Below are 25472 nucleotides of genomic sequence, written 5' to 3'. Positions count from 1 at the left end.
CCAGTGTGCTCACCAGGGAACGGCGACCTCCAGACGACGTCTGATGAGGGTGCACCTACTCGACCCTGAGGTCGTCAACGCGACAACCCGTTCCCCACGCACGTTCGGTCAAACGGTCAAGATCGTACCGTCGCTACAACAAAGCCACTGTCCGCGTGATGTTTTCGCCCACGCATGGAGCAGACCTGGCGCTTTGACGTCCATCGAGAGGCCTTCGGAGCGGACCTTGAGCGGCGTTCCGTCGCGGAATGATCCGCCTCCGGACGAGCCTGCCACGGTGAGCGCCACGTTGACGAGGACTCGCTGGGGTGGATCGACGATGCGGCGCGTGGGGGGATCGAAGGTCACGGGCCAGTTCTCGTACAGATCACCGTTCATTGCGCGACCGCCAGTCGGTGCGGCCGGTGGACGGGAGTTGCGTCGGTACCCGCTGGGGCCCAGCGCACGCCGTGCTCGCCGAACGTAGGTGCAGTGAGGGTGAAGCGGCCTGTGCGCTGGGTGATTCCGCGTCCGTGGACGGTGGTCTCGAGGGTGATCGAACGGATACGACCCCTCCCCTGCTCGATGCCACCGTAGCCGACGGGACGAGAGGAAATCGTCACGTCCAGGCCGGGCATTCGACCGTCTGTGATCGCGAGTATCCCTGCATGAGTGCGGTTTCGGGCCAACAGGGCACGCGCGCGGGTCGGCGGTACGTCGCGACCGTGAACGGTACTGATGACCAGATCGATCCCATCGATGCAGATATTGGCGGCGTCGAGAGGGTCCGCTTGACCGGGGTCGATCAGGGCGATCTTCGACAGGTCCCCGCCGTGTTCGTGGACGGCGAGGAGCCCGAACTTGGGTTGACCGATCAGGGCGACGTGGTGGCCGGCCGCGGTGGCGGTGGCGACGAGCCCAACGAGAATCGATCCGGCACCGGTGATCGACAGGGCCGTTCCTCGGGCCAGTGCGCCACGTGGCAGCAGTTCCGACAGAGGCATGGGCACCGGCAGGGTTCTGAGGGTTCGTGAGCGCACAGGGCCGCTCAGGGCTCGTTCATCGCCTTCCATCGCGGCGGCCTGCACCTTCGGCTGCGCTGGAGGGAATGCGGGCAAGTCGTCGGAGTCGGCGGGTGCGTGGTCGCGGCGTCCGGGGATCGCGGCCATGCTGCGGCGAAGAGCGGCGAGCTGCGCGGCCTTGTCGAGGTTGGTCAGGTCGGGGATCGTATCGGCGGTACCGGCCATGAGTGCGACCTTTCGCCGGACGGAACAGTCCCCTCAATCTATGCGAACATACGTTCGATGTCGAACTACCTGCATACGCCCGACGCTGGCCCTGGTTCGTGAACTCTGGCGGCGTTCACGAGGTACGCGAGGGAAAGTTCGGGGTCGGCTGTCAGGTGGCGATGTTCGGCGAGCACACGGGTGACGTGATCGAGGTCGGCGAGCACGGCCGGGTCGTCGGGGTCGTACCCCTCGTCGACGATGGCGGCGCGTTCGTCTGGGTCCATGCCTAGTTCGACGCGGCGGCGTCGGGTGCGGTTCCCGCGTCGTAGATCAGGTCGTCCGATCCCACGTAGCGGTAGGCGCGCTGCCCGCTTGGCAGCGTCACCCATCCGTCCTGTCCATGATCGGGATCCGGATCGAAACTGCGGTCACTGGTCATGGGAGCAGTATCCCGGCCTCCGCGTCCGCGGAGTCAGGTGGTCAGCTGTTGACGAGTTGGCTGGCTCGCTGAAACGTCACTCCGAGAAGTGATCCAATATCGCGCACCGGGACGTGCGCGCCTGCGAGCTGCTTGGCGAACGCTTCGGTCGAGGCCTTCACTCGCGCCTCTTCTTCGCTCAGATGGGCACGTTGGGCTTTGATGTCGGCGACGCGGGCGGCGAGGTCTTCTCCCCCGGGCTCGAGCTCGATGTGTTGTTCGATCTCGACGTCGGCGAGGGAGACGCCGGTTTCGAGAGCGATCAACTCCTTCGCCGCGGTGGCGACGTCGTCGATGCGGCGGGCCTGGGTCAGAGCGTCGAGTTCAGGGACAGCGATCATCCACCACTTGCCGTCGCGGGTAATGGACACCGTGTAAGTCTTGCTCACTTCTGAGCCTCCTTCATAGCTGCAAGGATCTTCCGATACACGCCCGGCGAAATAGTCCGGTGCCCATCGGGCACAGTCACTTTCACAACTCCGTCGGCCGAGACCCACGTGCTGTGTGAACCGACCGTACGAACCGACGAGAAGCCGGCCGCCTTGAGGGCCTTGACCACTTTCCGCGTGGGCTGCTCGGTAACCATGACTTTAGTCTAGCCGGTTGGACACTTTCTAGTCAAGTGGGCTAGACAAATGTGGATCGAACGATGTCGGGGTGGGCGTCCCGGAGGCGATCTCAGGGATCACCGCGTGAACTCGATGTCGTATCCGCCGAGACCATCGATCGATAGGATGTACTCCACACCATCGAGTGTCGTCATGTTCCAGCCTTCCTTGACGCTCAGGGTTTCGCCCACGGGCAGGTCGAGAGCCGAGGTGACCGATCGCAAGCCGACATCCCCGTCCCTCACTTCCTGAATACCGACATACTTACCGCTGTATTTGCCCTGTTCGGCATTTGTCGCCTGGGTAGAGACCGAACTCGGCATGGCTGAGTCCGGGGATATGTTCTTGACGGTGACCGGGAAGTAGACGCTCACGGGGTACGGAGGCTGGTCAGAGTCGATGATGGCGTCCTCGCTCAGTGCAAACTCGACCGGTGCGCCCACTGTGATCTCCAGCCTCACCTCGCTCAAATCCCGCCTCGTGTCGCTGTAGATCGCGGTCTGCCCGAACGTGCATGGACCTCCCCGCGACCATGGGTCCGTCGTATCGCAGATCATCGGGTCGGCCGACGGGGAGGGTTCCGCTTCCTGTTCCGGAGCAGGCTCAGGGGAGGGCTGCTCCGCGCTCGAGGCGGCCGCGGCGTCGGTCGTCGACGCGTCGTTGTCGTCTTCGGTGAGCGCCCCGACGGTGATGATGCCCGCCAGGATGACACCGACTCCGCCGAGTGCGGCCCACATTCGCCAGGGGGGCTTCGGCTTTGGTCGACGGAAGGTCATGGTGGTTCGCACGAGACCGTCCTGTCGGTCGACGAGCTCCCAGCCTTCTTGCTGCTTGCTTGCGATCGTTTTCGATTCGGTACCTCGGATCGCTTTGATCTCGGTGACCTCGTACCCCGCCTGTTCGGCGTCCATGTCTCTTCCCGTTCTTCGATAGCGGTGGTGTGAGTCGCTCAGTACAACCGTATCGGGCGAATTCTGTTGCGGCTCTGGCTGATAGGTCTGCGCATGTTCTGACGGCTCACTGTTGTGTCATCGCGCCGCATCCGCGTAGTCACGATCGCTGCTCATCGGGGCGTAGTCGCCGACGCGGTAGTCCGAACTCGTCTGCGCGGCACCGGAGTGGTGGTCGGGGTCGGAGTGGTGGTCGGGGTCGGCGGCGTGTGCCTGGTTAGCCAGGATGGGGGCGGCGGTGCTGCGCTCGGCGGCGATGTTCTGCTGGACTTGAGTCCAGGTCTTGATGTGTCGCGAGACTGTCGAGGTGTGGAGTTCGAGGTGGCGTGCGATGTCGCTCAGTGACCAATCGGGGTGCGCGAGGTAGAGGTCGACGCTGGTCCACACGGCAGGTTTGAGCAGGCCGTTGTCGAGGTCTTCGTCTATACCGGCAATGCCCGATACCGTTCCGGCAGTGTTCTGTTCGACTTCCGCGCGGGTGGTCGGTTCGTTGGTTCGAGCTGGTGCGGCCGCTTCGGCGGTAGCACCTGCAGTGTCATTCTTGGTCGTGGTCCGGCGGCGGCGTGGTGCGCGCAGGACGACCGCGACGACCTCGCTCATCGTGAGGACCATCGCGGGCGCTAATGCTGCTATTGCAGCTGCGACGGCGGCGTTGAGGACGGTGGCGGTCAAGACTGCGTGGTAGGCGTTACCTGCGATGGACAAGATCGCCGAGACGGTCAGCACTGCGACGACGAGTCGCCGGCCTCGCCTGGTGGCAGCGTCGGTGTGCTGAGAGAGGGCGATCCGGATGACGGCGGCCGCGAGGATAGGGCCGTCAAGGGCGACGGGGATGACCCAGGCGTCGGCCGGGTCGATGCCGGCCATGACGGCGAGGTCGAGCAGGGTGGAGAAAGAGAGCTTGAACGAAGCCGCGCCGACGATGATGGCGATGGTCAGGCCGGTGATCAGTGCGCCGGTCAGTACGCGTGGGTGGATGTCGAGTGTGTCCTCGCTGGTTGCGTCGAGGTCGAGGGTATTAGCGTTGTTCATTGATCGCAGTTCCGTTCTGTGATCGACCGGCCCCGGTGGTGTGTGGAGCACTACCGGGGCCTCTGTGTCGGCTGGTGAGTGTGGTGGCGCGGTTGCTGGCGAGCTAGCTTCCGGTCGTTGTGGTGCGGGGTGAGCTGGTGTCGCGTTGGTGGCGAGCACGAGCAAGCGAGGCGTAAACAGCAGAGCGACTGAGGCCGTAAAGGTCCATGAGGGAAGCTGCACCGTATCGACCGGATTCGTAGTCTTCGAGGATGCGTTCGTGTTGCAACGCTGTGAGTTTGGGTTTGCGTCCGGTCATCCGGCCCTGCTCTTTGGCGATGGCCACACCTTCACGCGTGCGTGCGCGGGTCAAGTCGGCCTCGAATTCGGCCATCGCGCCGAGGACGGTGAAGAACATTTTGCTCGCCGGGTCGCCGGGGCTGTAGACCTGGCCACCGTAGATCAGGCGAGCCCCCTTGCTGTCGAGTTCCGTGACGATGGCGTGGAGGTCTGTGACCGAGCGGCCGAGTCGGTCGAGTTTGGTGACGACCAGAGTGTCTCCCTCCCCCACTGCGGAAAGGGCTTCGTTCAGACCGGGTCGTTCTCTGTTGCGTCCGGTATAGCCACGGTCGGTGTAGATGTTGCCGGTGTCGACGCCGAGCTTGCGGAGGGCTGTGCGCTGCGCTCGCAGATCCTGTCCGCGTGTGGAGCATCGCGCGTACCCGATCAGGTTTTCGTCCACCTGAAGCCCTCCATCTCGAAACCTGCGACCAAACTGGACTTTCTTGCAGGACTATCTACCAGGACACCGACAGGCTGGTCGAACACCCACCCGATGTCAGTTTCAGAAGACGACTGCACTAGTTCAGAAGACGACTGCACTTACCCACCACACGGGAGCGCCGGTCAGTAGCATTCATCCCGCCGAGCTACGCGTACAACCACCATATAGAACAGCTTCTGTGATCGAAAAGTCCTCGATCTACCAGTGAACATGATTGCCCTCGACACGTCGTGTGTGTTCCCTTGGAGTCTTTGACTTTGACGTAGCTCGTCACCGGTATGTTGAGTGCGCTTGTGCGCCAGACGTTCTATGCGTTCGATTCGAAGTATCCCGATTCACTCTCGACCTACTGCAGTGGGGTTAAATTGGGTGGCGCAGTTCATGTTCGAGTGTGGTCTAGTCGACTGCGTGTCGATGCGGCGTGGCAATGAACCTCGGTTCCGAGCCTGGTGCCCGCTCTGAGTTCGACGACAATGCTGTGTTCGGCGAAATGTTCAGCGTCTTGGTGACGCCGTGTGCCACGTACCCGTGTTGAGAAGATCGCGGTGGTCGGCGGATCGGGAATACCGGGCTTGATACGCGAACACAGGTGTCCAATCCGACCCGTTGCACGGCCGGTGCCGTCGTGGCCGGTGCCGTCGTGGCCGTTAGTCGAGCTCAACAACCGGGTTCGGTTGTTGAGCTGCAGCGCTGGCACATAGACACCTCGGCCTGCTGACCGAGAATCTCGAACGTACATCGGATCTGCTTGGGTCGATCCCTGGTCAGGCTATAGTGGTGTCCGGCGATGGATCTCCGCCGAGACCGCCCCGTAGGGGGTTGTCTGAACCGCCCCAACCCTGGGGCTGATGGCTCCTTTCCCTGAGTGGAAGGAGTCTGTCCATGAACGGCCATCACGACCCGAATCCGACCCTACCGGTCGATCCCGACAGTGCGCCCCCAAGCCCGCTGCATGCGCGAGCGTCCGCGATCGCCGCCGTCGGTGTCGGTGGATTGGTCGGGGCCCCGCTCCGATACCAACTCGGACTGTGGTGTTCCTCTGCCGCGAGTGGCTGGCCGGTGACGACCTTCGCTATCAACATCGTCGGGGCGTTCCTGCTCGGAATGCTGCTGGAGGGATTGGCTCGCCTGGGCCCGGACACAGGGTGGCGGCAGCGGGTCCGGCTGTTGGTGGGCACCGGGATGCTCGGTTCGTTCACTACCTACAGCACACTGGCCGTCGATACCGATCTGTTTCTGCGCAGCCATCAGTGGTGGGCCGCCGGCAGCTACGCGGCCGGCACCGTACTGGTGGGTCTGGTCGCCACCACCGCCGGAATCGCGATCGCCGCGCGACTGCGGACACGGCCCGCGGAGGCAACACAATGACGACACTCTGGATCGCCTGCGCGGGCAGTGCAGGGGCGATCGTCCGTTTTGTGCTCGACGGGGCCATCAGGCACCGCCGGGCGTCGGATTTTCCCTGGGCGACAGCGATCATCAACGTGACCGGATCACTGCTCCTCGGATTCGTCACCGGACTGATCCTTTTCCACGGACTACCCCAGGAACTTCAGCTGATCGTGGGCATCGGTTTCTGCGGCGGGTACACCACCTTCAGCACCGCCAGTTTCGAGACGGTGCGGCTGATCCAACGTCAGAAGTACATCGCTGGCGTGTTGAACGCGGTCGGCACCCTGCTGGTGACTGTCGTCGCCGGCGGTGCCGGTCTCGTCCTGGCTTCCGTATGAGGAGAAAACAATATGAGGAGAAAACAATGACCGAGGACGATCCCAGCCACGCCTCCTGCGACGACCTAGGGGACTGGCGCGCTCCGCTACAGGTGGACGGCCCCGCCGCCTCGGTAGAACCGGTGTGCCACCTGGTCGTGGGGTTCGACCGGCACCCAGCAAGCCACGCTGCCTTGACCTACGCGATGGACCTTGCCGGTCGACTGAACGCGTTCCTGCATGTAGCGCACATCGTCGACACCGATGACCTGCCGATCGACCCGGACAGCGACGACTGGGAACAACGCATCGCCGACGCTGTCGAACAAGAGCGCCGCGAGGCATGCGCGATGCTGGCCGCCATCCCCGGGAACTGGGCGTTCTACTCGAGGCGGGGCAACCCGGCTCGACTGTTGACCACGATCGCCGACGCCAACGACGCCCTGATGATCATCATCGGTACCACCCGCGGCGGGATGATGTCACTGGTGGAGAGGGCCGTCGGCGAATCGGTGTCCGCGACACTCGCCCGCCACGCCCACCGCCCGGTCCTCCTCGTCCCCGCTACCGATAGGCAGCATAGTGACGCAGCCCAAACACGCCGGTGACCCATCCGCCGCACCGGGTTCCCGCCGCGCGCTTCCAGAAAGAAATCCACCGAACCGCCACGACCATCGATGGGGGGCGTGTCGGTTCGTTGTCGCGTTCGGGACGGTCAGCATGCTCGCGGACTTCGTCTACGAAGGTGCCCGCTCGATCACCGGCCCCCTCGCCTCGCGGGGGGCTACCGCCTTCGTCGTCGGGGTGTGGTCACCGCATCCGACGAGGTCGCAGCGCTGATGGTGCGCTCGGTCTCCGGCCCGGTGGCATACACCAAGCCGCCGCTTCTGGGCGTCGACGTTTCCGGTTACGCCCACCCCGTCATCGCCGTGCACTTCCTCTGGATCGCCGGCGCACTGGCGCGTCTGCGTTCTCGTGATCGACGAACGGAGCGGCAAAGCCATCCGTTCCCCAGCCGAAAACCGATCTGCTCTACGACATTCGATTCCCGCGTCGCTCACCGTCGTTCCCGCAATCCAGGTCATCGCAGTGGCCGCCCTACTCGCCACCGGTCGTCGCCGCACCTGGCACCCCACCGTCCATCCCACGCAACCCAACCAAGGAAAGTCACCTATGTTTCCTGCTCGTCCGTGGATTCGGCCGTTTGCCGCCGCTCTGCTCGCATTTGCCGCACTGCTCGCCGCCGGCACTCTCGCCTCCACCACTGCTGTGACAGAGGCGGGTCTGCGGTTCCACGACCGTATCGCCCTTCATCGCGCCGGCTGGGCCACTGCCCTCGCCGAATTTGTCACGGACTGCGCACAACCGGTCGTCGGAATCGTGGTGGCGATCGGTATCGCCGCATGGCTCACGTGGAGAGGCCGACGGGTCGACGCGGCATGGGCCCTGGCAGTGATGGCATCTACCCTCGTCGTGTCGACAATCGCGAAATACAGCATCCGCGAACCCCGTCCCCCGCAACGGTTCTGGCTGATTCCTCCCGACACCGTGTGGTCGTTCCCGTCTGGACATACAGCGGTGGCTGCGGCCATGATCGGGCTTGTGGTCCTGCTCACCGCTCGGGCGCACGTAATTGTCCGGCGGTTGGCCCGCACGACATCAGTGCTGTTCGCGCTCGCCGTCGCTGCCTCCCGGCTGTACCTCGGCGTACATTTCCCGCTCGACGTCGCCGCGAGCATTCTTGCCGCCAGCACTGCGCTCCTCGCACTGTGGACCATGTGGTCGATCCCTCCGGTCCGACACTGGGTCAATGTCCGGCTCGGACCGACCCCTCAGGCAGCCTCACCCGACTGATCGCGGACCCACTCCGACTCCGAGCACTACGTGACGGGAAGGTGAATACAAGTCCGCCGTCGACCGTCCGCGGCTGGTAGCGCAGGTGAGGATCGTTGCCCACAACTCGATACCCTCAGGTTGGTCAGCCGTTGAGAGCGTGCACGCCGACGGGGCCTTCATCTCGCTGAGAGGCGTCAGGTCTAGACGGATGAGCGCCCGGACGTCCGGGCGCGGTCTCGCTGGGAACATGGCCCGACGTTAGCCCCAGCACCTGCGTGGAAGGTCAAGGATTTGACCTTCCACCCGACTCGAAGGTTTATCCTCGTGCGCATGTCCGCTCTGCGCATTTCACAGCTGTCATCGGCGACCGGCGTCCCGGCGACCACGCTACGGTTCTACGAAAGCGAGGGCCTGCTCCCGGCGGACCGTTCGGCGAACGGTTACCGCGTTTACGACGACCGCGCTCGGCAACGCTTGGCGTTCATCACCGCCGCCAAGAGCCTGAACCTGTCGCTGCCGGAGATCAAACTTCTCCTTCGTGTCTGGGAGAAAGACTCCTGCGCAGCAGTCAAAGCCGAACTCGGCCCCGCCATCGAGTCCCACATCGCGCACGCCAACGAATCGATCGCTCAATTGACCGCTCTGCGTGAGAGTTTGACCGACGCGCTGGCCCGGCTCGGGGACACACCCGACGCGCCGACGCCATGCAATCCGGACTGCACCTGGCTGATCTCAGCGAACACCGCGGTGGGCACCGCATGAACATATCGAGCACCACCTCGGTGGTGGCGTGGCTGGAGAAGTTCCAGATCCCGCTCTACCTGCTGGCCCTGCTCATCGGTGGCGGTGTCGGTTTGGGTGCGCCGTCGTCGGCGCATGCGTTCGAGATTGCTATCAATCCGGTACTGATCGTGTTGCTCTACGCTACGTTCCTCGCGGTTCCGTTCTCCGCCATCGGCGCATCGCTGCGCGACGGCACATTCTTGCTCAGCGTCGTAGTACTGAATTTCGTGCTCGTTCCAATCGTCGTATTCGCTCTGACCCGGTTCGTTGCTGCTGATCAGGCGGTACTCGTCGGTGTGCTGTTGGTGTTGTTGGCTCCCTGCATCGACTACGTCATCGTCTTCAGTGGGTTGGCCGGTGCAGCGTCGGAACGGCTCCTCGCGAGCGCGCCGCTGTTGATGTTGTTGCAGATCGCGTTCCTGCCGCTCTACCTGTGGTTGTTCGTCGGGTCCGAGCTGGTGGAGATCATCGACATTGCACCGTTCGTCGAAGCGTTCGTGCTGTTGATCGTTGTTCCTCTGGTGTTGGCGGCCCTGACGCAAGCACTTGCGCGTCGTCGGCGTATCGGCACCCAGATCATGGATGTGATGGCCGCGGCGATGGTGCCGGTCATGATGGCCACTCTTGCCGTCGTCGTGGCGTCGCAGATCGACGCAGTCCGCTCCGAAGGCTCCCAGCTGTTTGCCGCGGTGCCGATCTTCGTCGCGTTCCTGGTCATCATGGCGGTTGTCGGATGGGCGACGGCCAGAGTGACCCGCCTGGACGTCCCGGACGCTCGGGCCTTGATCTTCTCCGGTGCCACCCGAAATTCGTTGGTCGTTCTGCCGCTGGCGCTCGCGCTGCCACCAGCACTGTCTCTTGCTGCCGTGGTCGTGGTGACGCAGACACTGGTGGAGCTGATCGGAATGGTCGCCTACGTCCGACTCATCCCCTGCCTTGTCCCAGCTCACGCTGCGAGAGCACCGGTGAAGTTCGAAACAACTCGCACGAACCAAGGCAATCCTGGGTGACGAGAACTGGATAAAAGCAGGTGGCGTCAGTGAGGGTGAACGAACCACGGGATCCAGTGCCGCGACCCCGTTCCACTTCCCGCGAGCATTGAGCATCGAATGGGGACTTTTCCGGCAAACGCGCCTGTGGGCTCCGCGCCCGCTACGACTGCAGTCTCTACGCTGGCACCGTGCCCCTGCCGACCCATGTGACCGACCTGATCAGCTACGAATTATTGCTGTCCGTCGCCGAGCTGGGAAGCATCGGACGCGCAGGGGAGGCGCATGACATGTCGCAGCCAGCGGCGAGCGCACGCCTGAAAGCACTCGAAAGCCGCATCGGGGTAGCACTCCTGCATCGCGGGCAGCGAGGTGCCACCCTCACCGCAACCGGCGAACTGGTCGCCGGCTGGGCCGAGCGCGTCATCGCCGAAGCCGCCGAGCTCGCCACGAGCATCGCAATGCTGCGCACCGACCGCCACAGCCACATTCGTATCGCCGCAAGCCTCACCATCGCCGAATACCTCATACCGCGATGGCTCATCACACTGCGCTCCCACGACACTTCCATCACACCGACTCTCACCTCCGGAAACTCTGTCGACGTAGCCGCATCGGTGCTCGACGGCCGCGCCGACATCGGATTCGTCGAAAGCCCCGATCTGCCCAGCGGACTCCACTCGAAGGACGTTGCCCGCGACGAACTCGTCGTCGTCGTCGCCCCCGATCATCAATGGGCTCGACGAACGATCACGGCGAGCGAACTGGCCGCGACACCGCTGGTCACCCGCGAACCCGGGTCCGGCACACGTCTCGCGCTCGAACGTGCGCTCCGGACTGCGGGCCCACTCGCCGCGCCACTGCTCGAGGTGTCCTCCACCACTGCCATCAAAGCTGCCGTCATCGGCGGCCTCGCACCGGCCGTACTCAGCTCCCTCGCGGTATCCGCCGAGATCGCCGCCGGAACGCTGGCCCGCGTTCACACAGAGGGGCTCGACCTGCGCCGGTTCCTGCGTGCCGTGTGGCCCGCGGGCCGTGAACTGCGAGGACCGTCGAGCGACCTGCTCGTCGTCGCCCTCAAATCCCCGCAGTCATAACCTGAGGTTGGGACCGGCCAGGTAATCGGTGTCTACCGGTGACGACTGTGTGCGAGGACGCTGGAAGTCATGACCACGACAGCTCTGCACCGCTCCTCCATCACGTCTCGGCGCGGCGACGATACCGAGCGGCCGCGCAAGTGGCCGGTGCTCTCCGACCTCGACCACCCGAGCCAGATCTTCGAACACATCACCCCCAACTGGTTCGCCTCGGTCATGGGCACCGGTATCGTCGCCAACGCCGCCGCCACCCTGCCCGCCCACATCCCCGGACTGCACGTGTTCGCAACGATCGTGTGGATCGCAGCGTCGGTCGCCTTGATCACACTCTCCGGTGCCTTCGCAGTGCACTGGATCCGACACCGGCAGTATGCGCGTGAGCACGCCGCGCATCCGGTGATGGTGCAGTTCTACGGCGCACCCCCCATGGCGCTGCTGACCGTCGGTGCCGGGACGATGCTGCTGGGCAAAGACGTCATCGGAGCGGCGCCCGCAACCGTGATTTTTGCCGTCCTGTGGACCGCTGGCACAGCCCTCGGGCTGATCACCAGCATTCTCGTGCCCTACCTGATGATCACCGCCCACGATCACCAGACCGCCGTCGCACTCCCGGCGTGGTTGATGCCCGTCGTACCGCCGATGGTGTCCGCCTCCACCGGTGCGCTGCTGCTCCCTCATATCGCGGATGGGCAATGGCGCCTGGCCATGCTGTCCGGTTGCTACGCGATGTTCGGGCTGTCACTGATCATCGGAATGCTGACCATGACGCTCATCTACGGACGGCTCGTCCACGGCGGAATCCCGCCGGTCCAGGCAGCACCGACGGTGTGGATCACCCTCGGCATGATCGGTCAATCGATCACCGCCGCGAACCTGCTCGGCAACGATGCACCCTTGGTGTTCACCGGCGAGACCGCCTCCGTCGCAACCGGCCTGCACGTGTTCGGCATTCTGTACGGACTGACGATGGGCGGCTTCGGCGTCTTGATGTTCACCCTCGCAACCGCCCTCACCATCCATGCCGCCCAGAAGGGACTGACATTCTCACTGACCTGGTGGTCGTTCACCTTCCCCATCGGCACCTGCGTCACCGGTGCCACTGCCCTCGGCGGCGCTCTGGGGTCGGCCGCGGTCGAGGCCCTTGCAATCGGACTGTATGCGGCCTTGCTCGCAGCCTGGGGCACAGTCGCCGCCCACACTCTCCGCGGCAGCGTGCAAGGAAAACTTTTTCAACCCAGCTGAACCGACCGCCGGGTAGTACCCACTCGGAACGCTGATACCGAACGAACAGCGTTGATCCAATCGACCACTGACCCCGGAAAGGACTCACGATCACGATGAACACACCGAATGCAGACACACCGACTTCCGATACCCCGAGACGGGGCAGCCGCGGACGCGTCTGGGCACGAGTCACCGAAAATTATCTGACCTGGCTGTTGCTGATGGCGGGAACAGCTGCTGCGGGGGCCTTTCTCACGGCCCTCGCCGGCGGGTTCGAGGGCTGGACCGTCGTCGCAGCGATCGTGACAGTGGTGCTGTTCGCGGGATGTTGGTTCTCATATCGAGACGGTGCACGCCGGGGTGCCGCCGAACCACACATCATCCAGTACCACCCCGACAGCCCGGACGAGGTGATCGACATCGACACCGACACCGGCGAACGCCAGCCCCACCAGGACTGACCGGTCGGAGGCAGCAGCAGCACGATCCGCCCTACCTCAGCACAGTGCGGGGTTCAGGTGCCTTCTCCAGGTGCGTTGCGACCGACAGTGCTGCGTTGATCAACCGCTGGCGAGCAGCCGCCGGTGCGTGTGCGTTGCGAGCCGAGGGGTGCGGTGCCGCTATCACCGGGAGGAGGCGGGTGGGAGCAGATGCAGTGATGACGCGCATGTAGCCATCGAGAGCCTTCGCACCAAGAACGAAAACCACCTCCAGTTTCGGCAGCAAGGCCATAAGCTCGCCGACATATGGGCCCGCCTCACCGAGAACGGATGCCGTCGGCGATACCGGATGACCGGCGTCATCGAGCACTGCCCACGGCACAATATTCCACTTGACGCACTGCACCCGGTCGATACCCGCGTCGGCGAACACCGATTTCAGCACGGGGTTCGTTCGATCTGGATTGTCGAACGAACACATGTTGGTCCCGCCCGGACGTATCGTTTTCGGCCCCGGAGACTCCAACAGCACCAGACAGCGAGCCGCGTCGCCGCCGTCGTCGGGATCGAACAGTGGAATGGACCGTGCAGTGTCGATCCTCCATCGCAACACCGACGCATTGAGTGAGCGGACCGGGGCATCGTGCGCTCGGGCGTGCTTTCCGGACCACACGTCATCATCTGTCATACGCCGCACTCACTGCTGACCCACGCCACACGTACTGCTGGCCATGGGGAAACGCACCGTGAGCCGTAGACGCCAGCTCTCGGTGGCTCGCCTCGACGACCACTGCTGAGCGTTTGACGACTCCGCTGCCTGAACACACCTATGAGATAACCACGACAGGCCGTGTGGTGCCTATTGCACCCGTCTTCTCATCGACTTCGATTCCAGATCAGGTCGGATACCCCCTAGGGTACTTACATACCCCCCTTGGTATATGCCACAGTGGGTACCGAACCGACCGAAAGTATGCACGACTTTTCTGGAATGAGTCCGGAAAACGAGCGACGGACCGATGCGGTGCGGCGAACGCAGAGCCAGCGCGTTCGGACTCGGATGTCGATCCGGGGTACGTCGTCAGCGTCCCGATCTCACTCGACCGCGGTCCAGCCGTTCGGGCGGCCACGCGACCGACACGCTGTCCGAGGCACCGCATCGAAACCTGCCCGTGTCCGTGACGACTCGGTCTCAGCGAGAGGCCCGCGCGATCGTGTTGCCCGCCGGATCGTCGATCACGATCGAGTGGATGTCCTCGACAGAAAGGGACGTTGCGCCGGTCACCGCTGCTGCTCGGCTCGCGGTGACCGACCATTGAGCTGCTTGTTGTCGAGTCCCGTCGTTGCCGACCACTTGCAGAGTGAGGATGCCTGCGCCGGGGAGTTGTTGAACGTCGACGTCGATCGATGTGCCCCAGGCTTTCGTGGTGAGCTCGAGGTCACCTGTGGCCCCGACGGTGCTCGACAGAACGAGCGGGCGGGCACCCGCATCGTTCACCGTTGTCGAATCGTCGGAGCGGGCGAGGGTACTGAGCGGGACGATCGCCGCAGCGACTCCCAGAACGAGGGTCGCCGACACCGCAGTCCACACTCGCCGCCGCCTCTTCTCGGAGGTCCGTTGATGCCTCATCGCGCTCAGCAGGTGGTCGAGTCGCTGGTCTGCACCGGCCGTCGAGTGCACCGGTGAGAGATCTGCTGGCTGCCTGCGACGTCGAAGCACTCCTGCGACGGGTGCCAGGACGTCGATTTCGGTTCGGCAGGCAAGGCAGTCGTCGAGGTGTCGTCGTACCGCTGCTCGGTCGTCGCGCTCGAGTCCGTCGAGTACGTACGCCCCGAGCAGTGGTCGGATCTCGTCGTGCGCTGAGCTCATGGAATCAATCCCAACTCGTCGAAGATCCGGCGTAGGGCACGCACAGCGTAATAGGAGCGGGACTTGACCGTGCCGACCGCGATATCGAGGTGCGCGGCCACTTCGGAGACGGTTCGACCCTCGTAGTAGATGAGCACGATGACTGCTCGATGCTCCTCGGACAACCGACGCAGCGACTCGTCTATGAGCCACCCGTCGAGGACCCCGCCCAATTCGTCGTCGATGCACTCGGCGGCGAGTGCGATCTGATCGTGGACGAGAGTCGGCCTGCTCGTGCTCGCCCGCCACTGATCGGTGAGTACGTTTCGCGCGATGGTCATGAGATAGGACCGCGTCGATGCTGCCGTCACATCGATGCGGTCGATCCCGCGCCACGCGCGCAACATCGTCTCCTGGACGATGTCCTCACACTGCTCGCGGGTCTGGGTGTAGCGGCTGACGAATCGAGTCACTGCGTGCTGGTGCTCGCGGAAGAGCGCCGACATGGCGACTTCGGACGCATCGACGAGCTGGTGGTTGTGCTGTGAGCCGGATTCGACACCGTCCACCTAACTGCCCGAGCCGGAAGCGGCATCGGTGAAACCGGTCGTGGCGGCGGCGACCATGTCGAGAACAGGATTGGTCGGCGAGATCGAATGCCGAGCGGCGAGTACACGGATATCGGGGTGAGCCACGTGAACGATCCCTTCGGCATCCTGCCACGCCACGTATCGGGCGGGGAGGTCGATCCCCATGGTCTGCTGCGCTCCGACCAGCGCAGTCGAGACCGCAGGATTACCGACGTAGGTGACCATGGTGGGCCTCAGAGGTGTCTCGGCAGCGGCGGACGCGAGATCGACGGTTGCGACTGTGGGCTGATTCTTGGCCGCGAACGCTGCCTCGTATCGGGCAATGGACGCTGCAACCGATGCATCACTGGTCTTCTCGACCAGGTATCCCGGCGCTGCGGACACATCGGTGCCCTCTGCGGCGGCCGCCGAGGATCCCGTCGCATCGGACGCGGTCGATGCCGAGCCGGCCCGGAGTCCGTCGAGGGCGTCGGACGAGACCGGGATGCCTGCGAGCGTCGCGATGTACTCGGCGGAGTTGTATGCCAGAAACACCGTTCCGTTGGCGGCCTGCCAGACCAGGTACTTCTGTGGAAGGTCGATCGCGGCCCGTTGGTCCGCGGCGATCAACGGCGACGCCGCTTTCGGATTCCCCCCGATCACCACGGTGGTCGGGCGGATCGTCTCACCTGCTCCCTGTGCCAACTTCTCGAAATCCACAGTGGCTGCCACAGCTCCCGCCGTCTCCAGCGCGCGCTGTACCCGAGAGACCGTGTCACTCACAGAGTAGTTACTGGCGTACACCACCAGTCCGGGTTCGGACGGTGCCACATCGGGTGTCGCAGCCTTCGCGTCCGCCGACGTGGACACCGGAGTGCTCGACACCGCCACCGAACCGGTGGGTTCGGTGGAACCGCACCCGGCGAGGGCGATCACCGCCGCCGACGCGAGCAGCGACGTTGCCATACGGAACCTTGAAGTGCTCATCACGTGTCCTGTCCTCGTGCCCACGCCAGCGGTGGGCTTCACTGTGGTGTACGCACACCGAGCCTGAGGGGTTCACCCGAACCGAAGTTCCCTCCGGCGATTGCTCCCGGAATGTCGGTGCACCGGAGGGCGACACAGTCGAGTTCACGCAAGCGGAGATCTGATCGATCGGTTCACCCCGGTCTCGTCGAGCGTCTCCACGCCACAGAAGCGGCCTGAACGGGTGCAGGGACCATCTTCGCGGCACGAACGGCCGACCTCACGGCGGCACTTCTGCCTCGACGAATTCGAGAAGCCGCTTCAACAGTGAATCCGCACGCTCTTCGACGTCGTCGAGCGTCGAATCGACGCCACCGAGTAGCTGGTGTGCGTCTCGGCGTGCCCGAGTCCCGTGTTCGTAGTAGCCGGGGTCGAGTAGCGAAGCCGAGGCGGGCTTGGGTACGAGATCTGTGCTCGGCTGCCGTGCCTGCACCGAATGGTGTCGGTGCACAGGTGCTCGTCCGTCCAGGTGCGCTCGAACGATGTCGGCGACCGCATGGGCGGTAAGTGCAGTCGCAGTCAGCGGGGTGTGACCCCACCGGTCGATTGCGGTCGACAGCGGCTGTCGACCGGCCGGATCGACGTACCGGTCGAATCCGCTGAGCCCGGTACCGCCCACGGCATCGAGAGCGTCGGCGAGCATTCGAGTGTTCGGGTACCGCGTGTGATGGCCCAGCACCTCCAACCAGCGCTGGAACACCGTCCGCGGCGAGATACCCGTCTCCATCAGTGCGAGAGGAGTGACGGTGCGAACGCCGCGGCCTGTGTCGATACGAAGGGCATCGATCCTCGGATCGGCGGTGACGTCGCAGGGCCGCAGGGCCGCGATCTGGGTGTACGGCAGACCGGTCGAGGCAAAGACCAGGACGAGGGCGTCTCGCCGCGCGAACAGTTCGGACGGCCAACCGGATTCGGGGAGGCGCGCGATGACGCCGCCGATCACGGCTGCCAGCTCGTGCAGGCGCGCCGTACGCGCCACGTCCAGCGCAGCCCGGACGACCTCCGCACGGCCCGGCTGGGGTAACAGGTGCCGGGAATGGGCGGCGTCGATCACCGCGATCCGGCGGCGCTGGGTCGTGGACGCCGCGGGGTGCGCCGAGAGGAACCGAGCAAGTGAATCCGGGGAGGCCGCCAGTGGTGTTTCGTCATGGGCGGTGCACCAGTCCTCGAACAGTGACCACGTGTGCCGATCCCGCTTCGGCACCGCCACGTTCGTGATATCCGCTGGTCGAATCGAACCGGTGCAGTCGTCGTGGTCAGCATCTACCCCGGTCGCCCTATCGGCGTTCACGGGTGAAGTCACACGCCCGGTCATAGACCGAGTTCGGTGACCGCGTTGCCGACCAGAGGGGCGTGCTCGCGGGCATATGTCTCGACCATTGCGGGTGTGGTGTGCCCGGTCTGGCGCATGATCGCATGTGCATCGGCACCGTTACGGAAGGCTTGGGTGACGAATCCTGCCCGCAGGGAATGGCCGCCGAGCTGCATGACAGTCTCGGGGTCGTACCCGGCGTGAGCTGCGCGGCGGCGGATCGCCGCATGGACCGCTGCCCCGGACAACACAGTGTCGGAGAGGTTGCCGTTCTTGCGGACAGACCGGAACAGCGGCGACCGTTTCTCGGCGGTCGGCAGGGTGCCGCGGCAGAGATGGGAGTCGAATTGTGCTGCGCGAGAAAGCAGTCGAATGACGGCGGCTCTGCCCCCGGTGTCGAACGCGGCGACGATCTGCAGCCATCGCACCCACGCGCAGACCGGGCAGGATTCGTGCCGGTCGGTGAACGGAAGCGCTTTCACCGTTCCGATGCCGGTTCCGTCCTGGTCGGTCTTCGATCTTCGGATCCGTACGTGCGCACCGTCGAGACGGTCGCGGCGCACATCGCGGCATTCCAGCGCTACGAGTTCGCTGCGTCGAAATGCGCCGGTGTATCCCATCAGCAGCAGCGCGGTGTCGCGGCGTTCGAGCACCTCCGACGCCCACCCCGCTGTAGTGCGTCGGGCGTGGTCGACGATCGTGGTGATGTCGGAGGTCAGCAGCGGTGCGCGCGGGTTGCGGGGCCGCTCCCCCGCCGACGCGTAGTCCCGCCGGATACCGGCGAGGGTGGCGCGCACCATCTCGTGCCCGCACGGGTTGTCGTGTCCGGTAGCGCGGTGGCGGTCGGCGATCGCCGCAATCCACTTGCCGAACGTCGCGGCCGCGTACGCCCGCGTCCCGTCGACGGTGAGCGTGTCGGCCGCGGCGACGAGGTAGGCCGCCACTGTCGCGGGATGCGCCGGCAACGCGTGGTGCCCGGCGACGGTGCACCAGGTCTCGAAGCGTCGCCACGCCGAGGTGTAGGCCCGGCGGGTACCGGTCGAGCGGGACGCGGCCATGGAACGCTCGATCCGAGCAGCAACCTCGGGCGGTAGGTCTGGAAACACCGCCGCGGCACCCGGCACGACAGCCGGGATCGTGGTCGGGCCGTCTACGAGCTGGCGATCTGTCATGGCTGGACTGTAGCGGGCCCTCCCGACAGACTTCTCAGGCCGAAAGCACGCTGAGCAGGCGTTTCCGCGGAGACGGTGCGGGAAGGAAAATTCTCGTCGGTCACCGCACAAATAACGTTGGTGACTATGACCCCGGCGCGAAAAAGGGCTCTTTGGCTATCGCCGCGCGTGCATCGCGGACGACCCCGCTCCATCGGGCGAGAGCTATGTCGGCGGATGGTGCAGCGGGATCCCGTGGTCGAGGAACAGTTGCACCGTCTCATCCAGCTCCGCTGCGGTGCGGCACCCCCGGAGCAGGAAGTTGTACAACGAACTGGCGGATGCGGGATCGACGCGCGCTGCCGCGATGGCGGCCTCGGCCGCAGCGTGCGCGTCAGCCCATAAATCGCGCTCAGGTGCGGGATAAGACGAGCGCGTCGGAGCGGTCCCAGGATCGACCGGCTCATACGGTCGTGGGCGCAGCAGAGATGCGTGCGCACCGCCGGCATCGATCTCACCGCTCTCGACCATCGCAATGCCGATCGCTGCGGCCTCGAGGACTGTCGCCTGCTCGTCCCAGTGCAGGTCCTCGAACGGAACCCACGCGGTCCGCAACGGGCGAGAACGACCGGCGGCCTTCCAGATCGCAACGAGCCTCGTCGCCCACCGTCCGGTGCGAACCAGTGGCGTGGACACTTCGTCGACGACGGTGCGCAGAAGCCGGAACCACACTGCGGCATGTACCCGGCCTGGGCCGAGTTCCACCCATCCCGTCGTCAGAGCCTCGGTGCTGCGCCGATCGAGGTCCGTGACCGCTGAGGGAACCGGAACGGGCGAGACCCGTTCATGCGAACCGAACCGGACCTGATCCCAGAAAATTGCATGACCAGGCAACGCAGAGCAGGGTTCGAGTCGACAACGGTGGTCGAGGCAGCTGCTCAGCACCGGATATTGATGCAGCAGAGTCATGTTCATATCAGCAGTGGATTCGAGGCTGTCGATACATTCCGGGCATGCCCGACTGCGCGGAGTGCTCGCCCACGGCAACCATGCTTCGCTCGTGGGTGTGCGGCGTCGTCGATCCTCCCTCGCGAGGTCGGCCGGTAGCAGGATCGAGAACTGGTGGACGTAGGTGTCGAAGTCGCAGTCGGCGGGGTCGGTGCTGTCGAGCAGCCACGGTGTCCACCCCGCCAACGTCATCATCCGCACCCTCTCCACCGGGACCGCGCCGCGACCGGCCAGCTCGACAAGTATCGGCTCCGGTGTGTAGCGGTCGAGATCCCCGACAGCACAATCGATTTCGAGGTCTGCAAGCAGGTCAGAGGGCCTGATGTGCGGATACAGCTCGCATATCCGGGCCAACCAGGACGAGAGGGCCTCGCCTGGCAGTGGCTGCGGGTGCAGCGGCCACGGGCGAACGTACGCACCATCGGGCATCGGTGCGAGCCGCGCGTTCATGCGAGGTGGCGCTCGAACTGGCGACGTCGCTCCGTGGGGCCAACGTACGGAGTGCGCGTGAGCACCGATGAGGTGATCGCTTCCTCTCCGCTGTCGACGGCGGTCACTGCTGCGGCAGTGAGCAACGTTGCCAGTTCACCGATGGTGCCCTCGGAGCGAGTGAGAAGGTAGTCGGTCATCTCCAGTGATGTCACGTGAGAGGGTTTGCGGAGGGGGAAGCTCGTGGTGAAACTGGCCAGCAGTGATCTGGTGTCGGCTGTGTTGGTCCAGACCGGCAAAGTGATGGGGTGGAATCGATTCTCCAGCTGCGGATCGGTCCGGATGGCGAGGTAAGCATCACGGGTGCCGACAGCGACGAGAGGAATGCGTAGTTCGTTGCCCAAAAACCGCAGCACGTTCAAGAATTCGCGGCGCACGTTGTCGCGGCCGGCGAGAACATTGTGGAGCTCGTCGATGATCAACATCCGTACGCCGGTGACGCGGAGCAGCATCAATGCTTGCTGTTCGAGTTCGTGGACCCGATTGCGGGGCCTGGTCGGTGTTCCCAACGCTGTGAGCAGTGCGAGGTAGAACCGGCCGGGTGACGGGTCCGGGGGCATCTGCATGCACAACACCGGTATCTGCTCGCGATCGGACAAGCTGATCGGCGGATGAGTGCGCCGGAACTTTTCGATGATCATCGACTTGCCGTTGTTCGTCGGACCGAGCAACAGTAGGTTCGGCATACGCTGTCGGTCCGGCCACGACAGCAACGTCTCCAGATGGTCGATGACCGTACGGGCCTGCGGATACCCGATCCACCTCTCCGACCGAATCGACCGGATCCGGTCCGCGTCGTCGAGTGCGGTGAGCGGTCGAACCGACTCCCGCAGGTGCCCCAAACCCTCGCTGGACGACTCGGTGGGTTCGTCGCTGCTTCCTGTCGATGCGGTCATCGCGTCACCATTCCTCGATGTCGCTGAAGACCGGCGTTGCGGTGCCGCCGTCCGCTCGAGGCTCCACCGGCGGGTGGATCGCGGGGATCGGTGCAGACGCGGCGCCGGTGAGATGCGTGCGGCGGGCACGGTTGCGCTGGGCTTTGCGGGTGGCTTTCTGCGAGCGGTCGGTGACCTCGCGCATCTGCTCGATCATCGAAAACAGTGCGCTCTCATCGACGTTCGACCGACCTTGTTCGCGGAGACGAGTGATAGCAGCTCTGTGCTCCCACAGTGTCACCGCGGGATGTGACATCGTCCGGTACGGCACCTCGACATAGCCGGCACCGTCTGGTTCGAGGACCCAGATTCTGCTCAAATCGCGTGGGTCACGTCGTATCACGAACCGCCCCAAATCCTCTCGCCGCGCAACCCACGGTTTGAGCGCGTTCGAGAAGTAGTGCACGTGATCGAGAACGAAGCCCGTGCGCGTCAGACGTCGCCGGATGACGGGAAGAAAGTCCACCAGGAACGCGGTTTCGCCGAGCACCACACGAGGGGCATGACCAGCTGCGGCGACCCCGCCGGCCCACACGGCGGCCGAAGTGTTCCCGATCCCTGTGTGAACACTCGCGTGATACGAGGCTATGGCCAGGACCAGCCAGCGCTCCAACTCACGCAATGTCAACGCCGCATGCTTGTCCGAGTCGTAACTTCCTCGGTCCGCTGGGTTCGAGAAGGTGGTCCCAGGCAGCTCGTGCACCGCCGTCATCGCCGTTCCGATGATGCGTTCGACGATCCCGCCGTAGTGCGGTCGACCCGGAGGACGGTATTCGAGTGTGATGGCGTGCTGGGCGCATCCGCGGCGCAGCGCTTCGCTTTTGAACTCGGAGGCGTTGTCGAGATACAACTGTTTCGGCTTCCCTGCCATCGGCCACTGCACCTGCTCCGCGAGCTCGCATGCCTCCAGCCATGTCTGCTTCTCGCAGCACACGCGGCCCAGGCACAACCCGACCGATATCGACGACGGCGCCTCCAGAGTGACGACGAACCCGAGTACGGAACGGCTGAAGACATCGATGGCGATCGTCAGGTAGGGGCGACCGATCGGTTGCCGCTCGTACTCGTCGACGACCATCACATCGACGACGGTGTGGTCGATCTGGACCTGATCGAGAATCCCCGCAACCGTCGGTGGATCGTCGCCGGCGGACTGACGTGGGCGGGCGGCATCGGGTCCTCCGCGTGACCTGGCCACCGATGCCGGATGGAGCGCGTCGATACGCGCGGTGACAGTGTTTCTGGCCGGCACTGGCAGACCCGCGCGGTGACAGGCCAATGCTATACGTCGGTGCAGCGCAGCGATACTGAGCTTCTGGCGGTGAAGAAAATAGCGGGTGAGGTGATCGCCGATCACTTCCTCGACCTCAGCCGCTACTCGGCTGCGGCCACGCCCTCCCGACGAGACCTTCGTCAGAAGATCGGTGACCGTACCCGTCCCGTCCCTGAGTTTGCCAAGCAACGCATAGACCCGACGCCGCGACAACCCCAGTCGTTCGGCCGCATCGTCGACCGCTTCCGAACGCACCGGATGCCCCTCCAGCAAGGGAGCCAGGACAGCGAAACGGGCCTCGGCCTGGGACCACCGCTCCCCCGACGCTGTCAGCACACCGGTCTCCACGACGTCGAGCTTGTCGGGGTCCATCTCAAGCCTCCCTGTCACCGAGAGCCGAACGTGCGACCGTGCACCGCACTTCTGACATCAGAATGTCAGAAGACACGTGCACTCACCCTCGAAACGCCTGCAAAGAGTGCAGCCGTCTTCTGAAGTTGACACCTATGGGCATGTCGAAAGTGGTACCTGCGCTGCCGGTACGAGACATCGACACCGCTGCCGAGATATACGTCCGATCGTTCGGCTTCACGACCCGGTACACCGACCCGACTTTCGCGAGGCTCACCCGCGACGACGTCGAGATCCACTTGTGGGCCGCCGACGACGACAGCTGGGATACCCGTTCAGACCACGCGGCATGGCCGGTGTGCAGCGGAGCCGAGACGTTCCTTGCCGGCACCGCCAGCTGCCGCATCGCCGTGGACGAGATCAACGACCTTTACGCCGAGATGTCCCGCGCGGGGGTGCTTCACCCCGCAGACGTAGGCCGTCCCGTCTCGACAGGCTGGGGAACGACGGAGTTCGCAACTGTCGACATCGACGGCAATCTGATCACGTTCCATACCGAGAAGAGGCAACACGAGCCCAACACTCCAGGCGACGGCGCACCCTGACCCCACCCCCCCTCGAGGAGCAACGAGCCCGACGTCCCTCGTGCTGCCGCGGACTCGATGGCGGGCCGGACTCGGCCGGTTTGCCTTCGAGCCGACTCGAACCTTTAGTCTGCGGTCATGTCTGCTCTGTTGATCTCGCAACTGTCCTCGGCAACCGGGGTGCCAGCGACAACGCTGCGCTTCTACGAGAGCGAGGGCCTACTTCCGGCGGACCGAGCCCCGAACGGCTACCGTGTCTACGACGAACGAGCACAGCAGCGATTGGCGTTCATCACCGCCGCGAGGAGCCTGAATCTCACTCTGCCGCAGATCAAGTCGATGCTGCGTGTGTGGGAGAACGATTCGTGCGCCGCGGTGAAGTCCGGGCTGCGACCGGCACTGCGTGAACACATCGCCCGAGCAGAGGAGTCGATCGCGCAGCTGACCGTGCTGCGGGACGCGCTGACCGCCGCGCTGGTTCGTCTCGACGAGACCCCCGACGCGTCGACACCGTGCGACCCGCAATGCAGCTGGTTGGCGTCGACTTTGACCGCACCCGTGAGCGCGTCATGACCGAAACAGCGCGAACGTCGGCGGTGCAATGGTGGGACACCCACCAGATCGGCCTGTATCTACTCGCACTCGTCGCCGGCGCAGGGGTGGGGTTGTCCTTCCCCTCCGCAGCACCGACGTTCGAGCACGCCATCAATCCGGTGCTGATCGTTCTGCTCTACGCGACGTTCCTCGCAGTGCCGTTCGCCGCGATCGGCCGGTCCCTACGTGATGCCCGGTTCACCACCGCGGTGGTCGTTCTGAACTTCGCAGCCGTCCCCATCGTGGTGTTCGCACTGACCCGCATCATCGCCGGGAACGAAGCTGTCCTCGTCGGTGTGGTACTGGTGCTGCTCGCCCCCTGCATCGACTACGTCATCGTTTTCAGCGGACTGGCCGGCGCGGCGTCGGAACGCCTTCTCGCCGGGGCACCGCTGCTGATGTTGCTGCAGATCGCCCTGCTGCCGTTGTGGCTGTGGTTGTTCGTCGGGGCCGAGACTGTCTCGATCATCGACATCGCCCCCTTTGCCGAGGCGTTCGTTCTACTCATCGTGATCCCGCTGGCGCTGGCTGCGGCGACGCAGCTGTGGGCGCGACGTCGACGTCTGGGCGAGCAAATCATCGAGGCGATGGCAGCGGCGATGGTGCCGGTGATGATGGTGACACTCGCGGTCGTCGTCGCCTCCCAGATCGACTCAGTCCGCAGCCGTATCGACCAACTCGCCGCTGCTGCAGCCATCTTCGTGGTGTTTCTGATCGTGATGGCGTTCGTCGGTGTCGGTGCCGGGAAGGTGTTCGGTCAGGACGTGCCGGCGACGCGGGCGCTGGTGTTCTCCGGCGCCACCCGTAACTCGCTGGTCGTGCTGCCACTCGCCCTGGCGCTACCACCGGCGTTGAGCCTGGCCGCCGTGGTGGTCGTGACGCAGACCCTCGTGGAGTTGATCGGAATGGTGCTCTACGTCCGCTACGTGCCGCGTCTGGTGCCGGGCGAGACCACCGCCGCGACAGGACAGTCGACGCAGTGAGGGACGTCATCACACGCGCCGAGCGAGCATCGATGTCATGGACAAGGCGTGTGTCGAGCAACGTCCGGTCGACTGCTTCTACGGCGGGGCAATCGGTGTGCGGCGGTTCGTCCTGCTAGACCCCGACTTCGGCGGCAGAACCCACTCATGCTGATTCACCGTGCACAACACCATCACCACACGAGCGGTGATCGTCCTGAAATACAGGCGTGCAGGACACGTTTACCCGCG

30 protein-coding genes are annotated in these 25472 nt (G+C 64.6%); 12 read left to right on the top strand and 18 right to left on the bottom strand.

What is annotated here, in order from left to right; all coding sequences use genetic code 11:
• Window positions 1-108: 108 nt before the first annotated feature.
• The 9 genes from RFA01S_RS22910 to RFA01S_RS22880 all read right to left on the bottom strand — a co-directional run bounded on the left by RFA01S_RS22910 (window position 109) and on the right by RFA01S_RS22880 (window position 4997).
• A complete protein-coding gene (locus RFA01S_RS22910; protein WP_174557305.1) occupies window positions 109-378 on the bottom strand; it encodes a hypothetical protein in 270 nt (89 codons plus the stop codon).
• Window positions 375-1226 carry a DnaE2-dependent mutagenesis accessory factor ImuA' gene (imuA', locus tag RFA01S_RS22905; protein ID WP_051364841.1) on the bottom strand — a complete coding sequence of 284 codons (852 nt, stop codon included), beginning with the start codon at window positions 1224-1226 and terminating at the stop codon, window positions 375-377. Before imuA' ends, RFA01S_RS22910 begins: the two co-directional genes overlap by 4 nt.
• A gap of 65 nt (window positions 1227-1291) precedes the next feature.
• Window positions 1292-1492, bottom strand: a complete 201-nt coding sequence (locus RFA01S_RS27525; RefSeq protein WP_139278507.1) for a hypothetical protein — start codon at window positions 1490-1492, stop codon at window positions 1292-1294.
• A 2-nt stretch (window positions 1493-1494) separates the two neighbouring features.
• Entirely contained in the window at window positions 1495-1647 is a 153-nt protein-coding gene (locus tag RFA01S_RS27900) for a hypothetical protein (protein ID WP_169879469.1), read from the bottom strand.
• Between the two features lie 41 nt (window positions 1648-1688).
• Window positions 1689-2075, bottom strand: coding sequence for a hypothetical protein (locus RFA01S_RS22900; RefSeq protein ID WP_032407520.1), 387 nt, complete (start codon window positions 2073-2075; stop codon window positions 1689-1691).
• Window positions 2072-2272, bottom strand: coding sequence for a type II toxin-antitoxin system HicA family toxin (locus RFA01S_RS22895; protein WP_027494210.1), 201 nt, complete (start codon window positions 2270-2272; stop codon window positions 2072-2074). Before RFA01S_RS22895 ends, RFA01S_RS22900 begins: the two co-directional genes overlap by 4 nt.
• Before the next feature lie 99 nt (window positions 2273-2371).
• Entirely contained in the window at window positions 2372-3205 is an 834-nt protein-coding gene (locus tag RFA01S_RS22890) for a hypothetical protein (RefSeq protein WP_027494211.1), read from the bottom strand.
• A gap of 117 nt (window positions 3206-3322) precedes the next feature.
• Window positions 3323-4276 carry a DUF2637 domain-containing protein gene (locus tag RFA01S_RS22885; RefSeq protein ID WP_051364842.1) on the bottom strand — a complete coding sequence of 318 codons (954 nt, stop codon included), beginning with the start codon at window positions 4274-4276 and terminating at the stop codon, window positions 3323-3325.
• A 103-nt stretch (window positions 4277-4379) separates the two neighbouring features.
• Window positions 4380-4997 carry a recombinase family protein gene (locus RFA01S_RS22880; protein ID WP_027494212.1) on the bottom strand — a complete coding sequence of 206 codons (618 nt, stop codon included), beginning with the start codon at window positions 4995-4997 and terminating at the stop codon, window positions 4380-4382.
• A gap of 924 nt (window positions 4998-5921) precedes the next feature.
• Here RFA01S_RS22880 and RFA01S_RS22875 point away from each other — a divergent pair.
• The 9 genes from RFA01S_RS22875 (at window position 5922) to RFA01S_RS22835 (ending at window position 13138) form a co-directional block, all read left to right on the top strand.
• On the top strand, window positions 5922-6407 hold the full coding sequence (locus RFA01S_RS22875) for a fluoride efflux transporter FluC (protein WP_027494245.1): 486 nt from the start codon (window positions 5922-5924) through the stop codon (window positions 6405-6407).
• Window positions 6404-6769 carry a fluoride efflux transporter CrcB gene (gene crcB, locus RFA01S_RS22870; RefSeq protein WP_027494244.1) on the top strand — a complete coding sequence of 122 codons (366 nt, stop codon included), beginning with the start codon at window positions 6404-6406 and terminating at the stop codon, window positions 6767-6769. Before RFA01S_RS22875 ends, crcB begins: the two co-directional genes overlap by 4 nt.
• 26 nt (window positions 6770-6795) lie before the next feature.
• The gene (locus RFA01S_RS22865; RefSeq protein ID WP_027494243.1) at window positions 6796-7356 is read left to right on the top strand and encodes a universal stress protein; all 561 of its coding nucleotides are present in this window, start codon (window positions 6796-6798) and stop codon (window positions 7354-7356) included.
• Between the two features lie 367 nt (window positions 7357-7723).
• Window positions 7724-8602 carry a phosphatase PAP2 family protein gene (locus RFA01S_RS22860; RefSeq protein WP_051364869.1) on the top strand — a complete coding sequence of 293 codons (879 nt, stop codon included), beginning with the start codon at window positions 7724-7726 and terminating at the stop codon, window positions 8600-8602.
• Window positions 8603-8914: 312 nt separating this feature from the next.
• Window positions 8915-9346, top strand: a complete 432-nt coding sequence (locus tag RFA01S_RS22855; protein WP_027494242.1) for a MerR family transcriptional regulator — start codon at window positions 8915-8917, stop codon at window positions 9344-9346.
• Entirely contained in the window at window positions 9343-10377 is a 1035-nt protein-coding gene (locus RFA01S_RS22850) for an arsenic resistance protein (protein ID WP_051364866.1), read from the top strand. Before RFA01S_RS22855 ends, RFA01S_RS22850 begins: the two co-directional genes overlap by 4 nt.
• Before the next feature lie 170 nt (window positions 10378-10547).
• Window positions 10548-11453 (top strand): LysR family transcriptional regulator, encoded by a 906-nt coding sequence (locus RFA01S_RS22845; protein WP_230074817.1) that lies wholly within the window; start codon window positions 10548-10550, stop codon window positions 11451-11453.
• 69 nt (window positions 11454-11522) lie between these two features.
• The gene (locus tag RFA01S_RS22840) at window positions 11523-12695 is read left to right on the top strand and encodes a TDT family transporter (protein ID WP_080729195.1); all 1173 of its coding nucleotides are present in this window, start codon (window positions 11523-11525) and stop codon (window positions 12693-12695) included.
• Between the two features lie 95 nt (window positions 12696-12790).
• Window positions 12791-13138 carry a hypothetical protein gene (locus tag RFA01S_RS22835; protein WP_051364864.1) on the top strand — a complete coding sequence of 116 codons (348 nt, stop codon included), beginning with the start codon at window positions 12791-12793 and terminating at the stop codon, window positions 13136-13138.
• A 31-nt stretch (window positions 13139-13169) separates the two neighbouring features.
• Here the strand turns inward: RFA01S_RS22835 and RFA01S_RS22830 are convergent, their stop codons facing one another.
• The 9 genes from RFA01S_RS22830 to RFA01S_RS22790 all read right to left on the bottom strand — a co-directional run bounded on the left by RFA01S_RS22830 (window position 13170) and on the right by RFA01S_RS22790 (window position 23101).
• Entirely contained in the window at window positions 13170-13805 is a 636-nt protein-coding gene (locus tag RFA01S_RS22830) for a uracil-DNA glycosylase (protein WP_051364861.1), read from the bottom strand.
• Window positions 13806-14309: 504 nt separating this feature from the next.
• Complete coding sequence (locus RFA01S_RS22825; protein ID WP_027494239.1) at window positions 14310-14987, bottom strand: zf-HC2 domain-containing protein; 678 nt, start codon at window positions 14985-14987, stop codon at window positions 14310-14312.
• On the bottom strand, window positions 14984-15535 hold the full coding sequence (locus RFA01S_RS22820; RefSeq protein ID WP_027494238.1) for a sigma-70 family RNA polymerase sigma factor: 552 nt from the start codon (window positions 15533-15535) through the stop codon (window positions 14984-14986). Before RFA01S_RS22820 ends, RFA01S_RS22825 begins: the two co-directional genes overlap by 4 nt.
• Window positions 15536-16522 carry a DUF302 domain-containing protein gene (locus RFA01S_RS22815; RefSeq protein WP_080729192.1) on the bottom strand — a complete coding sequence of 329 codons (987 nt, stop codon included), beginning with the start codon at window positions 16520-16522 and terminating at the stop codon, window positions 15536-15538.
• Window positions 16523-16781: 259 nt separating this feature from the next.
• Window positions 16782-17771: a site-specific integrase gene (locus tag RFA01S_RS22810; protein WP_052059180.1), complete on the bottom strand. Its 990-nt coding sequence runs from the start codon at window positions 17769-17771 to the stop codon at window positions 16782-16784.
• Window positions 17772-17872: 101 nt separating this feature from the next.
• Window positions 17873-19045, bottom strand: coding sequence for a site-specific integrase (locus RFA01S_RS22805; protein ID WP_032407519.1), 1173 nt, complete (start codon window positions 19043-19045; stop codon window positions 17873-17875).
• A gap of 204 nt (window positions 19046-19249) precedes the next feature.
• Window positions 19250-20482 (bottom strand): TniQ family protein, encoded by a 1233-nt coding sequence (locus RFA01S_RS22800; protein ID WP_052060749.1) that lies wholly within the window; start codon window positions 20480-20482, stop codon window positions 19250-19252.
• Window positions 20479-21417 carry a TniB family NTP-binding protein gene (locus RFA01S_RS22795; protein ID WP_052060748.1) on the bottom strand — a complete coding sequence of 313 codons (939 nt, stop codon included), beginning with the start codon at window positions 21415-21417 and terminating at the stop codon, window positions 20479-20481. Before RFA01S_RS22795 ends, RFA01S_RS22800 begins: the two co-directional genes overlap by 4 nt.
• Before the next feature lie 4 nt (window positions 21418-21421).
• Window positions 21422-23101, bottom strand: a complete 1680-nt coding sequence (locus RFA01S_RS22790; RefSeq protein ID WP_072692204.1) for a TnsB C-terminal domain-containing protein — start codon at window positions 23099-23101, stop codon at window positions 21422-21424.
• 140 nt (window positions 23102-23241) lie between these two features.
• Here RFA01S_RS22790 and RFA01S_RS22785 point away from each other — a divergent pair, with 140 nt between their 5' ends.
• The 3 genes from RFA01S_RS22785 to RFA01S_RS22775 all read left to right on the top strand — a co-directional run bounded on the left by RFA01S_RS22785 (window position 23242) and on the right by RFA01S_RS22775 (window position 25241).
• Window positions 23242-23685: a bleomycin resistance protein gene (locus RFA01S_RS22785; protein ID WP_237606111.1), complete on the top strand. Its 444-nt coding sequence runs from the start codon at window positions 23242-23244 to the stop codon at window positions 23683-23685.
• Between the two features lie 117 nt (window positions 23686-23802).
• Entirely contained in the window at window positions 23803-24237 is a 435-nt protein-coding gene (locus RFA01S_RS22780; RefSeq protein ID WP_052060743.1) for a MerR family transcriptional regulator, read from the top strand.
• A complete protein-coding gene (locus RFA01S_RS22775; RefSeq protein ID WP_032407487.1) occupies window positions 24234-25241 on the top strand; it encodes an arsenic resistance protein in 1008 nt (335 codons plus the stop codon). The genes RFA01S_RS22780 and RFA01S_RS22775 overlap by 4 nt, the downstream gene beginning before the upstream one ends.
• The last annotated feature ends 231 nt before the right edge of the window (window positions 25242-25472 follow it).

The organism is Rhodococcoides fascians NBRC 12155 = LMG 3623 (assembly GCF_001894785.1).
Taxonomy (GTDB): domain Bacteria; phylum Actinomycetota; class Actinomycetes; order Mycobacteriales; family Mycobacteriaceae; genus Rhodococcoides; species Rhodococcoides fascians.
This window is presented reverse-complemented; position numbering and strand designations above follow the sequence as displayed.

Bases quoted from the DNA above. Each gene is read 5' to 3' on its own strand.
- RFA01S_RS22785 (WP_237606111.1), top strand. From the start codon at position 23,242: ATGTCGAAAGTGGTACCTGCGCTGCCGGTACGAGACATCGACACCGCT.
- imuA' (WP_051364841.1), bottom strand. From the start codon at position 1,226: ATGGCCGGTACCGCCGATACGATCCCCGACCTGACCAACCTCGACAAG.
- RFA01S_RS27900 (WP_169879469.1), bottom strand. From the start codon at position 1,647: ATGACCAGTGACCGCAGTTTCGATCCGGATCCCGATCATGGACAGGAC.
- RFA01S_RS22855 (WP_027494242.1), top strand. From the start codon at position 8,915: ATGTCCGCTCTGCGCATTTCACAGCTGTCATCGGCGACCGGCGTCCCG.
- RFA01S_RS22805 (WP_032407519.1), bottom strand. From the start codon at position 19,045: ATGACAGATCGCCAGCTCGTAGACGGCCCGACCACGATCCCGGCTGTC.
- RFA01S_RS22850 (WP_051364866.1), top strand. From the start codon at position 9,343: ATGAACATATCGAGCACCACCTCGGTGGTGGCGTGGCTGGAGAAGTTC.
- RFA01S_RS22890 (WP_027494211.1), bottom strand. From the start codon at position 3,205: ATGGACGCCGAACAGGCGGGGTACGAGGTCACCGAGATCAAAGCGATC.
- RFA01S_RS22835 (WP_051364864.1), top strand. From the start codon at position 12,791: ATGAACACACCGAATGCAGACACACCGACTTCCGATACCCCGAGACGG.
- crcB (WP_027494244.1), top strand. From the start codon at position 6,404: ATGACGACACTCTGGATCGCCTGCGCGGGCAGTGCAGGGGCGATCGTC.
- RFA01S_RS22825 (WP_027494239.1), bottom strand. From the start codon at position 14,987: ATGAGCTCAGCGCACGACGAGATCCGACCACTGCTCGGGGCGTACGTA.
- RFA01S_RS22830 (WP_051364861.1), bottom strand. From the start codon at position 13,805: ATGACAGATGATGACGTGTGGTCCGGAAAGCACGCCCGAGCGCACGAT.
- RFA01S_RS22795 (WP_052060748.1), bottom strand. From the start codon at position 21,417: ATGACCGCATCGACAGGAAGCAGCGACGAACCCACCGAGTCGTCCAGC.
- RFA01S_RS22800 (WP_052060749.1), bottom strand. From the start codon at position 20,482: ATGAACGCGCGGCTCGCACCGATGCCCGATGGTGCGTACGTTCGCCCG.
- RFA01S_RS22875 (WP_027494245.1), top strand. From the start codon at position 5,922: ATGAACGGCCATCACGACCCGAATCCGACCCTACCGGTCGATCCCGAC.
- RFA01S_RS22775 (WP_032407487.1), top strand. From the start codon at position 24,234: ATGACCGAAACAGCGCGAACGTCGGCGGTGCAATGGTGGGACACCCAC.
- RFA01S_RS22815 (WP_080729192.1), bottom strand. From the start codon at position 16,522: ATGAGCACTTCAAGGTTCCGTATGGCAACGTCGCTGCTCGCGTCGGCG.
- RFA01S_RS22910 (WP_174557305.1), bottom strand. From the start codon at position 378: ATGAACGGTGATCTGTACGAGAACTGGCCCGTGACCTTCGATCCCCCC.
- RFA01S_RS22780 (WP_052060743.1), top strand. From the start codon at position 23,803: ATGTCTGCTCTGTTGATCTCGCAACTGTCCTCGGCAACCGGGGTGCCA.
- RFA01S_RS22895 (WP_027494210.1), bottom strand. From the start codon at position 2,272: ATGGTTACCGAGCAGCCCACGCGGAAAGTGGTCAAGGCCCTCAAGGCG.
- RFA01S_RS22840 (WP_080729195.1), top strand. From the start codon at position 11,523: ATGACCACGACAGCTCTGCACCGCTCCTCCATCACGTCTCGGCGCGGC.
- RFA01S_RS27525 (WP_139278507.1), bottom strand. From the start codon at position 1,492: ATGGACCCAGACGAACGCGCCGCCATCGTCGACGAGGGGTACGACCCC.
- RFA01S_RS22865 (WP_027494243.1), top strand. From the start codon at position 6,796: ATGACCGAGGACGATCCCAGCCACGCCTCCTGCGACGACCTAGGGGAC.
- RFA01S_RS22885 (WP_051364842.1), bottom strand. From the start codon at position 4,276: ATGAACAACGCTAATACCCTCGACCTCGACGCAACCAGCGAGGACACA.
- RFA01S_RS22790 (WP_072692204.1), bottom strand. From the start codon at position 23,101: ATGGACCCCGACAAGCTCGACGTCGTGGAGACCGGTGTGCTGACAGCG.